Source organism: Butyrivibrio sp. YAB3001 (assembly GCF_900112195.1).
Taxonomy (GTDB): Bacteria; Bacillota; Clostridia; order Lachnospirales; family Lachnospiraceae; genus Butyrivibrio.
In genome coordinates this window covers 40014-55418 of sequence record NZ_FOKR01000007.1, presented here as the reverse complement: position 1 = coordinate 55418, position 15405 = coordinate 40014, and the positions used below count along the sequence as shown (strand labels likewise).

Sequence of the window (15405 nt, the reverse complement as noted above, 5' to 3'; positions counted from 1 at the left end):
AGCTATGAATGCAAGGTGGCACCGCGGATAAGATTATTATTCGTCCTTGACAGAAGAAATTCTGTCAGGGACGTTTTTTCGTTTTGAAAAGAGTTCCGCTAATGATGCACATTTGAATGACATTCTGATTTATAACCGGGAGGAAGAAAAGAGCATGAATCTAATACCAAGTCTTGAAGAAGTAAAGAAATATGCTGGTGAGGGCAAATATGATATTATGCCTGTCAGCATTATTGAACTGTCTGATTTTATTACTCCGATCGAAGCAATGAGGAAGCTTAAGAAAGTATCAAATCACTGCTATATGCTTGAATCAGCGCAGGCAAATGAGAAGTGGGGAAGATACACATTTCTTGGCTATGATCCGCTGCTTGAGATAACATGCATAAACGGGCATTTGAAGATTGGGGAAGAGGAAATTGAGACAAATGATCCTTCCGGTCATATCAGAGAATTGATGTCTAGGCATAAAAGCCCAAGAATAAGCGAGTTGCCAACATTTACCGGAGGACTTGTGGGATATTTTTCATACGATTACCTTGGATATAGTGAGCCGTCGGTAAGAGTAGAGACACAGGACATTGAGCAGTTTAAAGATGTTGATATTATGCTCTTTGACAAGGTGATTGCATTTGACAATGTTTGCCAGAAGATTTTTTTCATAAAAAACATAAGACTTGACAATCCGGAAGAAAACTATAAAAAGGCAGCTGAGGAACTTGCTATCATGAAAGTACTGCTACAAAGTGGTTTGAAGGCACAAGAGCCACAGAGCAGGATTCTTGGCGAGATAAAGCCTTTGTTTGACAAAAAAGAATATACAGAAATGGTTCAGAAGGCTAAAAACTATATAAAAGAGGGCGACATATTCCAGATTGTTTTATCTAACTGTCTCAGCGCAGATTATGAGGGCAGTTTGTTTGATACCTATAGGCAGCTAAGGACCATCAATCCGTCCCCGTACATGTTTTATTTTTCAGGAACAGATGTGGAGCTGGCAGGGGCATCTCCTGAAACGCTGGTGAAGCTTGAAGACGGTGTTCTTCACACCTTCCCACTTGCGGGAACAAGGAAAAGAGGTGCTGACGCCGAAGAAGATGAGGCTTTGGAAAAAGAACTTTTAGCAGATGAAAAAGAACTTGCAGAACACAATATGCTCGTTGATCTTGGAAGAAACGATCTTGGAAAAATTAGCGAATTTGGCTCAGTGGTCGTAGAAAAACTGCACTCAATAGAGAGATATTCGCATGTTATGCATATTGGATCAACGGTCAGAGGTCAGATTAGGGAAGATAAAGACGCGCTTGATGCGATTGAAGCAGTTCTTCCAGCAGGTACCTTGTCAGGTGCGCCAAAAATCAGGGCGTGTCAGCTTATAGGCGAGCTTGAGAATAATAAAAGAGGTGTTTATGGCGGCGCAGTAGGCTATATTGACTTTGCCGGAAATATGGATACCTGCATTGCAATACGACTTGTCTATAAAAAGAACGGTAAGGTTTTTGTAAGAAGCGGAGCGGGAATTGTGGCAGATTCTGATCCTGAGAAGGAATATCAGGAGTGCATCAACAAAGCGAAGGCATCCCTTAAAGCTTTGGAAGCAGCGATGGAATAATAAAAAATACATAAACGAGAGGAGTCGTTATGATACTTTTGATTGATAATTATGATAGCTTTTCCTATAATTTGTATCAGATGTTAGGTGAGATAAACCCTGATATCAAGGTAATCCGTAACAATGAACTGACAGTTGAAGAAATAAGAAATCTGCATCCTGAGAAAATTGTTATTTCTCCCGGTCCCGGAAGGCCTGAGAATGCAGGAGTAATTGTTGATGTGATAAAAAAACTTTCAGGAGAAATGCCAATTTTAGGCGTTTGCCTTGGTCATCAGGCGATATGCATGGCTTTTGGCGGAGTAATAACCTATGCCAAAGAACTCATGCACGGAAAACAGTCAGATGTTGATTTTGACATAACATGCGATATCTTTAAAGGGCTTGAAAGAAGAGGGAAAGTAGCCAGGTATCATTCACTTGCGCTTGATGCCGATACTAAACCGGAATGCCTTGATATTATATCTTCTACTGATGAAGGTGAGATAATGGCAGTGAAGCACAAGGATTATCCGGTATATGGACTTCAGTTCCACCCTGAGTCAATAATGACACCTGACGGAAGAACGATGTTAAAGAACTTTATTCTTGCTAAGGCGTGAGTTATAAATTTCAAATCATGCATTCATGGATATGAAATACAAGAATGCATGAAAATAGGCCATTTGGAGGTTACTGCGTCGATGCTGCACGAAAGCCGCAGAAAATGTGCGTTTCTGTGATTTCATTTAAGAACATATAATTATTATAGTTTTATGAAAAAGGAGCAATAGATGATAATCAAAAACGGACTTGTCTTTGGAACCGATTGCAGGTTTCATAGGCAAAATGTGGAAATAAGCGATGGAATAATAACTGATATCTCAGAAGCGGATATCAGCGGCAGCGAGGAATATGATGCTACAGACTGCTATGTTATTCCGGGCCTTGTGGATATTCATCTTCATGCGGCTTTTGGATATGATTTTTGCGATGCAAAGGACAAATCCATCGAGAGCATTGCTCAGTATGAACTTAAAAATGGAATTACTGCAATCTGTCCCACATCCATGACCTTTCCTGAGGATAAGCTTTCAGAGATATTCAGGACAATAGCGGATTTTGGGACCAATACGAGTATGGCAGAAATCGTTGGAATAAATATGGAGGGCCCCTTTATCTCTGAAAAGAAAAAGGGCGCTCAGAATGAGAAGTATATTCAAAGCCCTGACACAGAAATGTTTAGAAGGCTTCAGAAGGTAGCAAGAGACCTTATAAAAATATTGTGCATAGCGCCGGAAATGCCATGTTCCATGGAGGTTATCAGAGAACTTAAGGATGAAGTATGCATTTCACTTGCGCATTCTGATGCTGATTATGATACAGCAATTGAGGCTTTTGAGAACGGTGCATGTCATGTAACACATCTTTTTAACGCAATGAACCCTTTTACCCACAGAAATCCCGGTATAATCGGTGCAGCCTGTGATAAGGAAAATGTTTTTGTTGAACTAATATGTGACGGTGTGCACATTGCTCCTGCAGCCATAAGAGCAACATTTAAGATGTTCGGTGATGACAGGATAGTTATGATCAGTGATTCTATGATGGCTACTGGTCTGAGTGATGGGAAGTACGAGCTTGGAGGACAGGAAGTAATTGTCAACGGCAACAGAGCAACATTGGCAGATGGTACAATTGCAGGTTCTGTGACCAATCTCATGGACTGTGTCAGAAATGTTGTTAGAAATGTAGGAATACCTCTTGAAACCGCTGTCAAATGCGCAACCATCAATCCTTCGAAGTCAATCGGTATTTTTGACAGATATGGCAGCATAGAGGTGGGAAAAGCAGGCAATATCGTAATCTTGGATAAAAATCTTGAGATAAGACATGTAATAAAAGCATAAGTAAAGTACTACCAAAGATTACTAACTCTTTTATAATTCATCAAAATAGTTTACTAAATTTTTCATAAAGATATAAGCCCATGTTTTCGCAAAACTTAAACGTTTTAGTGGAAAATGGGCATTTTTTTGCTTATATTTCCTTAAAACTAATTTACATTTTTCTATAGATATGTTAATATGCACATATGAAAGCGGTTGCATATAGGGTTTAAATACCATAATGCACAAATAAAAGGAGGAAGCTTATGAAGGGTAATAAGATTTTGGCCAAAAAAGTTTTGGGCATTGGCCTCTCATCTGCTATGGTGGTTGCTTCACTTGCTGGTTGTGGAAATACAGCATCTGATAATGGCACACAGGCAGGAAATGACACACAGACTTCACAGACAGAGAAAGAGCAGACAGCTGATACTGCTTCTTCTACAGAAACAGAGAAGACTGAGAAGACAGAGGCTAGTGGAGAACCGGTAGTTATTAAATACGGTACACACTGGGTTGCAGGACTTGATCCTAACCATGTGGACGAGGTTACAGGCGAGTACACAATGGCTGAGTCAGAGAGACAGGCATCACTTGCAGGTCTTCAGGCTATCAAGGATGAGTTAAATGTAGAATTTGAATTTGTAGAATACAGCCAGGATACAAGAGTAGAGCTAATGACAAGCGTTCTTGCCGGAGATCCTGTTTGTGATATTGCTAATATCTGGGGCGGTGCAGAAGGAACAATCCTTGCACAGAACGTATTGCAGGAACTTGATGATTATGCAGATGTTTTTGCAGATGATGAAACAAGCTGGATGTACTATGACAAGTTATATGGACACAATTATCTCCTTAGTTTCACAGAGCGTTTCATCCCAAGATGGCCTCTTATCTACAATGCATCAATGATCGAAGCTGTAGATACACTTAAGGATGAGAACGGCAAGACAGTATATCCTACAGACCTTTGGAAGAAGGGCGAATGGACATGGGATACATTTAAGGATTATCTTTCAAAGATAAATGCATTCTATGCTAACAAGGCTCCATCAGAGGACGGAAACATCTACTCAACAGTTCAGGCATACGAGACAGACCACAGATTTGCAGGACTTTCAGCAATGTATTCAAATGGTGCAGCAATCTACGGATCAGACGGACTTGGAGTTGATACACAGGAAGCTGAAGATGCTCTTGCTTATGTAAAGACACTTATGGATGAAGGCTACATGAGCGATTGCGGATACTATGATGACAATTACACACCTGAATGGTGCAGATCACAGGCTGATTTCTCAAGAGGTGGCACAGTATTTACGGATTGCCCTGACTGGCTTATCAATTCAGCTGGTTCAGCACTTGCAGACAGAGACGAGTCAATGGGTATTGTTCCTTGGCCAAGAGCTGACAGACTTAGCGCAGACAGCGAAGAGTACAAGCAGGTTATTACACTTGGCGATTCAGTTGGTATCCTTAAGGGAATCGATGCTGAGAAGACAAGACTTGCTCTTCAGGCTTACAGATTATACTGGCTTACATATTTCAAGACTCTTGGTGGTGTAGACAACCTTGCAGATTACACATCAGCTATGGCTGCTTCACAGGCTGCAGGATTTGGATTTGATATTTACAACGAGACATATGGTCAGGACGTTCTTGATGCATTTACATACATCTCACAGAACCTTGGAAATGACTATTCAGATCTTCTTAACTTAAGAGTGGCTTGGGATGACATCTTCGGTAAGAGCTTATGCGGAATCGATGGATTCTCAGACAACTACGCAGTAGCTGTTGAAGCTAACAAGTCTGATTTCACAAACCAGATCAGCAACATGGAATCACTTCTTTCTTCAAATGAAGTACATGATAACCAGGCTCCTTCAGTAGAAGCTAAGAACATCATCATTCCTGTTGGAACAGATATCAAGTCAGTTGACCTCAAGGAATACTTCACAGCAAAAGACTCTGTAGATGGCGAACTTGATGTTACTGCAGGTGAGATCACATATTCAGATGATCTTGATACAGCTACAGTTGGCGTATATGAGAAGGCTGTAAAGGTTGCTGTTAAGGATTCTTCAGATAACGAAGGAAGCGCTAAGGCAAAGGTTATCGTATATAACGATGCTAACAAGGAAGCTCCTACAGTAGAGCTTAAGGCAGATCCAGAGAGCGTTGCACTTGATACAGATACATCTTCAATTGATTGGAAGAACTATATTGAGAGCGCTACAGATGCTGATGGTCTTGATGTTTCCGAAAACATTACAGCTGACCTTTCAACACTTGATGCAACAACACCGGGCGATTACACTGTAAAACTTACTGTAACTGATTATGCTGGCAACACAGCTGAGAAGGAAGTAAAGGTAACAGTAAAATAATTAAAAATAAAAGGGGCTTCCCTTAATGGGAAGCCCTGAATTTCAGGTAAAGTAGATGAATAATAAATTAACAGGAATCAACTCAGCAAAAAAATACATAAAACCTTGTTTGATAATACTGATTGTTATTCTGCTTGTGCTGCCGTTTATTTTCGGTAAGGAAAAAAGAGAAGTGACAAGAGCTTTTTCCTCAACAACAGAGAATAAACTGAGCGCTTACGAGAGCAGTTATGAGTCATATCTTGAAGAAAATGGATTTGATGGAAAGCTGGCTTCTTCGGTTATTGAAGTGGATATGAATAATTACAAGACGGAAGGCGAGCTCAGCGCATCAAAAGGAGAGACAGGAATCATAACAGAGGGCGATGGCGCTATAAGTTTTGATTTTACGGCATCAGAAGCAGGATTTTATAATCTTGAGTTAAGATACCTGGCAATACCTGGAACAACTTCCGATATTCAGAGAAGTCTTTTGATAGATGGGAAAATTCCTTACGATGATTGCAGTCAGATAGTTATAAGAAGATGGTGGCAGGACGATGAAATCCAGACTAAAGCCGGAAACGAGCTTAGACCAAATTCTTACGAAGTATTTGCCGGTCAGGACTGGTACGTAGAGGATGCAGACAGAAGATTTGGCGAACCGCTTATGTTCTATCTGGAAAAGGGAAAGCATACAATCTCTTTTAACACAATAAAAGAACCATTAGAGTTTATCGGACTTACATTTAAAGCACAGAATGAACTTCCAGAGTATTCTAATATAGTTACTGATCTTAAAAACAGCTACTCAGTTTATGATGGAAATGCAATAACAATGCAGGCTGAGAGAAAAGATAATACTGTAACACAGATTGCTAAGAGTTCCACTTCTATATCGGTTCAGAAGAATCATTCAGATTCATTGGTAAATCCCTATCATGCATATTACAGCAGATACAATACTATAGGAGCTTCAAGCTGGGAAAACCCTGGAGATGCTATCAGCTGGACAGTAAATGTCCCGGAGGAAGGTCTGTATGAGCTTGCATTTAAGGGAAGACAGAGTACAAATCGAGGCGTTACAAGTTACAGAAGGTTGTATGTAAATGGATCCGTTCCTTATAAAGAAGTAAATGCTGTTGGATTTGATTACAACTCTGATATGACTCAGTATGTTATCTCAGATGCTAACGGGGAAGCAATTCTTTTCCACTTAAACGCAGGTGAGAACACCATTGCTCTTGAAAATGTCATGGGACCGTTTGGCGGCATAGTTACTGAGGTTGAAGAAAGCCTTAAGGTTTTAAACAGCACATACTTGAGCGTTATTCAGCTCACGGGACAGTCACCAAGCAGATATATTGATTATCAGATTGGTTCAAAGATTCCCGGATTTAAGGAAAATATGGCAAGTGAGAGCGAGAGACTATTTAACATCGTTGACGAGATAGTTTCTATCACCGGTGAGAAAGGTGAAAACACAGCTCTTTTGCAGAAAATGGCGATTGAAGCCAAGGGCTTATCAGAAGATCCTGAGAAGGTAATTGAGGAGCTTCCACAGCTCAAGAATAATATTTCTGCTGTGGGTACATGGATAGTTAAGGTTTCTGCGATGCCGCTTGAACTTGATGAAATAACCATTACTAATCCTGAAAAACAAAATGCACTGCCAAATACTGCAGATTCTTTCCTTGCAGGTGTATCAAACGGCATATTAAGATTTTTTGCTTCATTTGTTATAGATACTAGTTCTGTTGGTGAATCAACAGGTGTTACAGAACCACTCACAGTATGGGTTGCTTCATATGGTAAGGAGCAGGCGCAGATAATCCAGACTTTGGTTGATAACACATTTAGTCCCAAGACTGATATACCTGTGAGAATCCAGCTAATTCCTGCGGATGTAGTTTTAAGAGCAGCTCTTGCAGGAACAGGTCCTGATGTGGTTGTTGGTCTTTCTCAGTCCACTCTTCAGGATTTTGCGATGAGAAATGCAACCGTTGATCTGTCAAAGCTTGAAGGATTCAGTGAAGTATCATCAGTATTTGCTGACAGTTGCCTTGAAACAGCATCATTTAATGACGGAGTTTATGGACTTCCTGAGACAGCAAACTTCCTGATGATGTTCTATAGAAAAGATATTTTGGATAGCCTTGAACTTTCAGTTCCTACAACATGGACTGAGTTCATTGAGATGTTGCCAGTTCTTCAGCAGAACAACTATGGTGCATATGTTCCGAATGCTTATTTGAACGATGGCAGCGGAAACCTGAATTTCTATCTTTCACTGGTAAGACAGTATGGCGGTGATCCATATGAAGGAGAAGGAAATGATTACGGAATAAAGTCTGGACTTAGTTCAACAGCGGCTATGGAAGCTTTTAAGGATTATACAGATCTTTATACTAACTATGGTCTTGATAAGCAGATGGATTTCTCCAACAGATTCAGAACAGGTGAGATACCTATTGGCCTTGCTAACTATACTACTTTCTGTCAGCTTGAGATCTTTGCCCCTGAAATAAAGGGAAGCTGGGACTTTGCAGTTGTTCCCGGAACAGCAAAGAGCGATGGAACAGTAGATAATCAGGTACTTGTCGATACAGTCGACACTGTTATCATGAGACAGACAGATACACTTGACGAGGCCTGGGAGTTCCTTAAATGGTGGATGAGCAGCGAAACTCAGTTGCAGTACTGCCAGACAGTTGAATCAGTTATGGGTACAGCAGCAAGAGTGGCAACAGCTAACCTTGAAGTTTTGGAGCAGCTTCCATGGAGCAATGCCGAGCTTAGACAGTTAAACGCACAGCTTGAGCATTCATCAGGAATAAGAGCAGTACCCGGATACTACATGACCAACAGAATGATCTCATATGCTTATTCAGATGTTGTGTCAAATAACAGTAACCCAAGAGAGAGTCTGTATCTAAATGTTGAAACAATAAATAAAGAACTGACCCGTAAAAGGAGTGCATATGTCCCAGAATGATAAATCCTACAGGGAGCCGTTTTCGGTGGTTTGGAAAAAGAATAAGTACAAGTATTTTATGATACTTCCATTTGGACTTATATTTGTTCTTTTTACCGTTTTACCTGTAATTATAGCGATAGCCTTGAGCTTTACAGATTTTGACATGGTTTCAACACCGACATTCATAGGGCTGTCCAATTATATAAGCTTATTTGTAGAAGATGATATCTTCCTTATAGCAGTTAAAAATACTTTGTTTTTTGCCATAGTAACAGGCCCTATAAGTTACATAATGTGTTTTATTTTTGCTTGGCTTGTAAATGAGCTTCCAAGAATACCGAGGGCATTTATGACACTGGTATTCTATGCACCGTCAATATCCGGTAATGCGTATCTTATATGGAAGATTCTTTTCTCATCAGATACCTATGGATGGGCAAATGCTTGGCTCTTAAAACTTGGAATAACAACAGACGCTGTACAGTGGCTTGCAACAGCCGGCTATATTATGCCAATCCTGGTAATTGTCCAGTTGTGGTTGTCACTTGGCGTTAGCTTTTTGACTTTCATAGCAGGTCTTCAGACTGTTGATAAAGCACTTTATGAAGCAGCTGCTGTAGAGGGAATCAGAAACAGATGGCAGGAGCTTTGGTTCATAACCTTCCCATCTATGAAACCTCAGCTTTTGTTTGGCGCTGTTATGCAGATAACAAGCTCACTTTCAGTATCACAGCTTTCTATCGACCTGGTAGGTTTCCCATCAGTAGATTATGCAGGACATACAATTCTTACACATCTTCATGATTACGGAAATATCAGATATCAGATGGGATATGCATGTACAATAGCAGTTGTTTTGTTTTTGATGATGATGCTCATCAATATAATAATCCAGAAATTACTTAGGAAAATTGGAGAGTAAGCCATGAAATCATCCGGCAAGTTTAGGAACGGAAAAGTAGCTAAGGCACTTAGTAAAAGAAAGATAAAAAGACAGAACAGAAGTCTTGGGGGGGATGTTTTTCTCACAATTCTTCTGGCTGCATTTGGTCTGTTTAGCTTATTTCCGCTTTGGTACATTGTGGTTAGTGCTTTTAAGCCTTTCAGTGAGATTTTTATTTTCCCGCCAAGGCTTACAGTAGATAATCCTACATTAAATAACTTTTTTGACCTGAAAAATATTATTGAGGGCTTTGATGTTCCCCTTTCAAGATATGTTTTTAACACATTGTTCATAACATTCCTTGGAACAGGAGGAACAGTTCTTCTCGGTTCTATGGCAGCATTTCCACTTGCTAAATATGTTTTTCCGGGATCTAAGGTAATGAATCAGGTAATAGTATATGCCCTCATGTTCTCATCAACGGTTACAGCTATTCCAAACTACCTTATCATGAGCAAACTGGGACTTATAAATACCTATTGGGCAGTAATTCTTCCTGCGGTTGGCGGCACTCTTGGACTTTTCCTTATGAGAAACTTTATGGTCCAGATTCCTGATGCGCTGCTTGAATCAGCCAAGATTGACGGAGCTAATGAGTTTCAGATTTATTTTAAGATCGTAATGCCTCTTTGTAAGCCTGCATGGATAACACTCATTATTTTATCCTTCCAGCAAATGTGGGGCACAACGGGCGGTGTGTTCATCTATTCTGAAGAACTTAAACCACTTAGTTACGTACTTTCACAGCTTGTTAGCGGCGGTATTTCTCGTACAGGTGTAGCTTCTGCGGTATCACTGATAATAGTAAGCGTTCCTGTCACAGTATTTGTCATTTCACAGAGTAATGTCCTTGAGACAATGGCTACAACAGGTATCAAGGAATAAAGCAGAGGGATTATTTAAATGATTCGACATAAAAATATTTTCAGGAAAATAAAATACAGTCTTGGTGCGCTGGCAAGTGTTTCAATGCTTACGCTGTCAACTTTGGGAGTACAGGCATCAGATGGAACAAGCTATGTCTACGATGGATATATCTACGATACAAATGTAAATGTAGTTGATTCCCCGGCAGCCTTTTCCCTTGAAAAAGTGATAAACAGTGAATCAACAGGCGGAATTACTTTTCAGGGTATAGACGATGTCTGCACCAGCGCAGATGGAAGGATATTCTTAAGTGATAAGAAATCAGGAAGAGTTAATGTTTTTGACTCTGAGGGTAATTACTTACAATCAATCAAGACTATCTGGACAAAAGAAGGCACCATCAAGCTTGATGAATCAGGTAATCAGATCACTTTAAAAGGACCTGAAGGATGCTATGCGCATGATAAAACGGGTGAGTTATATGTGGCAGATGCCCAGGCAGGCTGCGTTATAGTCCTTGACCTTGAGGATTATACATATCTTAGAACCATAACCAAACCTACAAATATGACAGGTTCTACAGAGTTTAAGCCTTCAAAAGTGGCTGTGGATGAGGCAGACAGAATCTTTATTGTTGTGCAGTCCAGCTATGAGGGAATAATCGAGCTTGCAAATGATGGCTCTTTTATCGGATATTACGGAGTTAATGTTCCTTCCGTTAATCTTATCGATTACTTCTGGAAATCACTTGCAACTGATGAACAGAAGGCTCAGATGGGCAAGACACTGGCACCTGCATTTAACAATGTTGCGATTGACGGGGAAGGCTTTGTAATGGCCGTAACTTACGATTCAGCTGCAACAGATATGATCTTCCGACTTAATTCCAAGGGAGAAAATGTAGTCAGAGAAGAGGGAAACACCTATTTAAAGGGTGACGTCAGAGCTATAGAAAATCCCAGTCAGTTTGTTGATCTTGCAGTGACTGATTACGGCGTTTTTGCAGCCCTTGACCAGCAAAGAGGAAGAATCTTCATATATGACTTTGACGGTGAACAGTTAATTGCTTTTGGCTCTCTTGGAAATCTGAAGGGCGAGTTCAAGACTCCCACAGGAATAAGCTGGCTTGGCCAAAAGCTTGTTGTTACTGATTCCACACTTGAATGCGCTTATATCCTTGCTCCTACTTCTTTTGGTAAAGCAATGTTAAGCGGAAGTGAAGAGTACTACCGTGGAAATTGGGATGCAGCTCTTGGATATTTCGAGCAGGCAGTTAAATACAATGCCAATTATGAGGTTGGCTATGTCGGAATCGGCAAGAACTACCTTATGAAGGATGAATATGAAAAGGCACTTTATTACTTCAAACTAGGTGGGGCAAGAAAGTATTATTCCAAGGCTTATTACGGATACAGAGGCTTGTGGCTCAGAGCACACTTTAGAATTATAGCAGTGATCTTTGTGGTACTGATAGGTCTTTTGATCTGGTCTGAGATTAAATATAACAGAGCCCATAAGGTTAAGGCGTAAGGAGATAAGGAAATGAAAGAAAAATTACAATATATGTTTTTTTCTATGACGCATCCTTTTGATGGCTTTTATGAGATAAGATTCAGAGATAAAGGAAGTCTGGTACTTGCCTGGCTGGTACTGATCATATATGGAGTCATGAAGTGCGCAAGGGAACAATATACAGGTTTCATCCTGAATCTCAATGACCTTCGTTCCCTGAACAGTGTATCGGTATTTATGTCAAGCGTGGTCATAGTAATATTATTTTGCATTAGCAACTGGTCAGTGACGACACTATTTGGTGGAAAAGGAAATATGCGAGGCATTTTCACAATTGTCTGCTACAGCCTTATCCCGCTGATCATATCAGATCTTGTGGTTACTTTACTTAGTAACTTTATCATTCTGGATGAGTCGATGCTTTTGTACATGCTTGAAGGAATTGGAATTGTATGGTTTGTATTCCTTATTGTTTCAGGGCTGTGTGTGGCTCATGAGTACGGTCTTTTCCAGAATCTGGCATCAATTTTTGTTACATTCATTGCGGCAATACTGATCGTATTTCTGGTAGTTCTTTTCCTGACATTAGAGGAAAAAATGTTTACATTTATAGTTGATGTGGCAAAAGAGATAACAAGATCGCATTAAAAATAGACTACGGAGCTAATTGTAAATTATGAAAAAGAAAGTAATAATCGGGATTTTGGCTGTGCTTGCACTAGGTGTTGCCATTTACGCAGGCATTCCGGCAATAGCCCTTAAGAAAGAAAACATAAACAGAAATGTGGAGACGGTGCACGCAGATGAGACACAGACTCAGGTTGATATAACCGGAAGTGAGTTTGTGGCTGCTGAGGGCGAGGATGTAAAACTGTACTTTAATCCACAGACTATGGGACTTAGAGTAAGCAATGCCAAGGATGGCACAGAATGGCTTTCATATATTAAGGGAAGCTCTTCAAGCGCCGATAAAGCTCTTTTGAATATTAGCTTCCTTGGTGAAGATAATGCTCTTTATACATGGGATTCCGATACCTATTGCACAGCACTTCAGAGCTATGAAGTGTATAAGATTGACAATGGTATCAAGATTCATATGGACTTAAATCAGGGAGAGTCAAATGTCTTTTATGCATATCTTCCTAAGAAGATGAGCATTGAACGCTTTGAAAATGTCTTCAAGAAAGGTCTTGAGGATGCTAAGAGCGCTGGTACTATTTCTGAAGACGAGTACAACAGATATAACACTACACTTGGACTTGTTTATAAAAAGAGTATCACAGAAGAGTGCTATGCTGTGACTTATACAGGAAATCCTCCTACATCAGCTACAAAGCAGATGATAGCCGTTGCAAATATTGTGGGCTATAACGAGGAAATGCTCACTGAAGATGCTGATACTTTCGGTTTTACTCTTGCTGACAGACAGATTCCTGAGTTTAACTTAAATCTTTACCTTACTCTTGAAGGTGATGAGCTTGTTGCAGAAGTTCCTACTTCAGAGATCGTTACAGGCAATGATTATTTCAAGATGCAGAACATTGAGGTCCTTCCAAATATGGGCGCATCAACTGTTTCTCAGCTTGAAGATGGTTATTTCCTTATTCCTGACGGATGCGGCGCACTTATGGCTGTAAATGGCTATGTTTCAGGTGTTCCTAACTATAAAAGAGCTTTTTACGATAATGATTATTTTTCCGATTACTACTACATGGAAGAATATGGCGAAAAGCTCGGTATGCCTGTTTTTGGTGTGATCTATGGCGCTCTTGATAAAGAAAAGCAGAGTTTTCTGGCAATCATTGAAGAAGGCGCCCAGACTGCAATCATGAATACAGAGCTTGCAAGTACAGGCGAAGACGGAGCAACCAACAATAAGGCTTTTGCTTCATTTGATACTTCACAGTACATGAGAGTAAAGGTTTACGGTCCATATAGCGATAATTCTGCCAATTATCTGGTTTCTACAGATGTGATGAATGTGAACCTTAAGATAAGATACCAGTTCTTTGGTAAGAAGCAGGGATATTATGATATGGCTTCTTCCTATAGAGATTATCTTGCTGATAAATGGGGAAGAGAATTAAGCTACAGAGATTCTGCAGCGGTGCACCTTGACGTCTACGGCGCACTCGATGTTACAGACCATGTACTTGGAATTCCTTATAACAAGACCATTTCCATGACTAAGTATTCTGAACTTGAGGCTATGTTAAAAGAGCTTGAGGGCAAGAATATGTCAGTATCCTACGGGGGAGCTTTAAATGGCGGTGCAAACAATGATCTTAACGATAAGTGCAGCCTTGTATCAGTAAACGGCTCTAAGAAGGAATTTAACAGTCTTAAGGCATATGCTGAGAATAATGGAATTGACTTAAGTCTTAGCGTTTCTCCTGAGAGAATCTATGACAAGAGCCTTTCTTACAGAGCAAATAAGCATAGCGTAAGAGATTACGGAAATCTTGTGGCTACAATCTCAGGATACGATACAGCAAGAGGACTCCTTAGCGGAAGCGTTAATGCACAGGCTACATATTATGAACTTGTTTCACCTAAATATCTAAGTGACGTAGTAAATGGTTTCCTTAAAAAGAGCGGAAATGTTGGTGATCTTTACCTTGGAACCATGGGAAATCAGTATTATGCAGATTACAAGAACTCAGCAATGATAAGCCCATATGACGGAGAAAAGGTTTTACTTGAGAATTTTGAAGCTCTTTCTGAGAACCACGGACTTGTAATAAGTGATCCTTTCTTTGTTTATGCCGGCTACGGAAAAATGCTTACTGATATTTCAAGAGAAAATAGCGGCTATACAACATTTACCTACTCAGTTCCATTTAAGGAGCTGGTTCTTAATGGTCTTGTTGATTACACCTCTAAGCAGGTAAATATGTCTTCCAAGGAAGAGAACTACTTTGTTTTACAGGCCGCAGAGCTTGGCGCTATTCCTAAGTATACCCTTACTTACAAGAGTGAGGATCTGCTCAAGAATTCTGATTATACAAAGCTTTATGCAGTTAAGTTTGATAACCAGAAGGAAAGCATTGATAGAGTATATTCTGAATGCGAAGAGATTTTATCCAGGGTTGGCACAACACATATTACAGGACACAAGGTTCTTGCTGAAAATGTGTATGAGACAACTTATGAAACAGGCGTTGTTGTTAAAACCAATTACAATCTTTACGATGTGACATTGGAAGATGGAACAAAGATTGGCGCATTGGACTATTGTTTCGAGGGGGTTAACTAAG

General features: G+C 40.0%; 10 protein-coding genes. All 10 read left to right on the top strand.

Annotated features, from left to right (window positions below; genetic code table 11):
* Nucleotides 1-154 precede the first annotated feature (154 nt).
* The 10 genes from trpE to BM086_RS09215 all read left to right on the top strand — a co-directional run bounded on the left by trpE (nucleotide 155) and on the right by BM086_RS09215 (nucleotide 15404).
* The gene (trpE, locus tag BM086_RS09260; RefSeq protein WP_092325745.1) at nucleotides 155-1612 is read left to right on the top strand and encodes an anthranilate synthase component I; all 1458 of its coding nucleotides are present in this window, start codon (nucleotides 155-157) and stop codon (nucleotides 1610-1612) included.
* A gap of 29 nt (nucleotides 1613-1641) precedes the next feature.
* Nucleotides 1642-2214, top strand: a complete 573-nt coding sequence (locus tag BM086_RS09255; RefSeq protein ID WP_092325744.1) for an anthranilate synthase component II — start codon at nucleotides 1642-1644, stop codon at nucleotides 2212-2214.
* 171 nt (nucleotides 2215-2385) lie between these two features.
* Entirely contained in the window at nucleotides 2386-3501 is a 1116-nt protein-coding gene (gene nagA / locus BM086_RS09250; RefSeq protein ID WP_092325743.1) for an N-acetylglucosamine-6-phosphate deacetylase, read from the top strand.
* Between the two features lie 245 nt (nucleotides 3502-3746).
* Nucleotides 3747-5870, top strand: a complete 2124-nt coding sequence (locus tag BM086_RS09245) for a hypothetical protein (RefSeq protein ID WP_092325742.1) — start codon at nucleotides 3747-3749, stop codon at nucleotides 5868-5870.
* A 55-nt stretch (nucleotides 5871-5925) separates the two neighbouring features.
* Nucleotides 5926-8844 carry an extracellular solute-binding protein gene (locus tag BM086_RS09240; protein WP_092325741.1) on the top strand — a complete coding sequence of 973 codons (2919 nt, stop codon included), beginning with the start codon at nucleotides 5926-5928 and terminating at the stop codon, nucleotides 8842-8844.
* Nucleotides 8831-9748 carry a carbohydrate ABC transporter permease gene (locus BM086_RS09235; RefSeq protein ID WP_092325740.1) on the top strand — a complete coding sequence of 306 codons (918 nt, stop codon included), beginning with the start codon at nucleotides 8831-8833 and terminating at the stop codon, nucleotides 9746-9748. The genes BM086_RS09240 and BM086_RS09235 overlap by 14 nt, the downstream gene beginning before the upstream one ends.
* 3 nt (nucleotides 9749-9751) lie before the next feature.
* Nucleotides 9752-10654, top strand: a complete 903-nt coding sequence (locus tag BM086_RS09230; protein WP_092325739.1) for a carbohydrate ABC transporter permease — start codon at nucleotides 9752-9754, stop codon at nucleotides 10652-10654.
* A gap of 18 nt (nucleotides 10655-10672) precedes the next feature.
* Complete coding sequence (locus BM086_RS09225) at nucleotides 10673-12166, top strand: hypothetical protein (RefSeq protein ID WP_092325738.1); 1494 nt, start codon at nucleotides 10673-10675, stop codon at nucleotides 12164-12166.
* 12 nt (nucleotides 12167-12178) lie between these two features.
* Nucleotides 12179-12796, top strand: a complete 618-nt coding sequence (locus tag BM086_RS09220; protein ID WP_092325737.1) for a Yip1 family protein — start codon at nucleotides 12179-12181, stop codon at nucleotides 12794-12796.
* 28 nt (nucleotides 12797-12824) lie between these two features.
* Complete coding sequence (locus BM086_RS09215; protein WP_092325736.1) at nucleotides 12825-15404, top strand: DUF5696 domain-containing protein; 2580 nt, start codon at nucleotides 12825-12827, stop codon at nucleotides 15402-15404.
* The last annotated feature ends 1 nt before the right edge of the window (nucleotide 15405 follow it).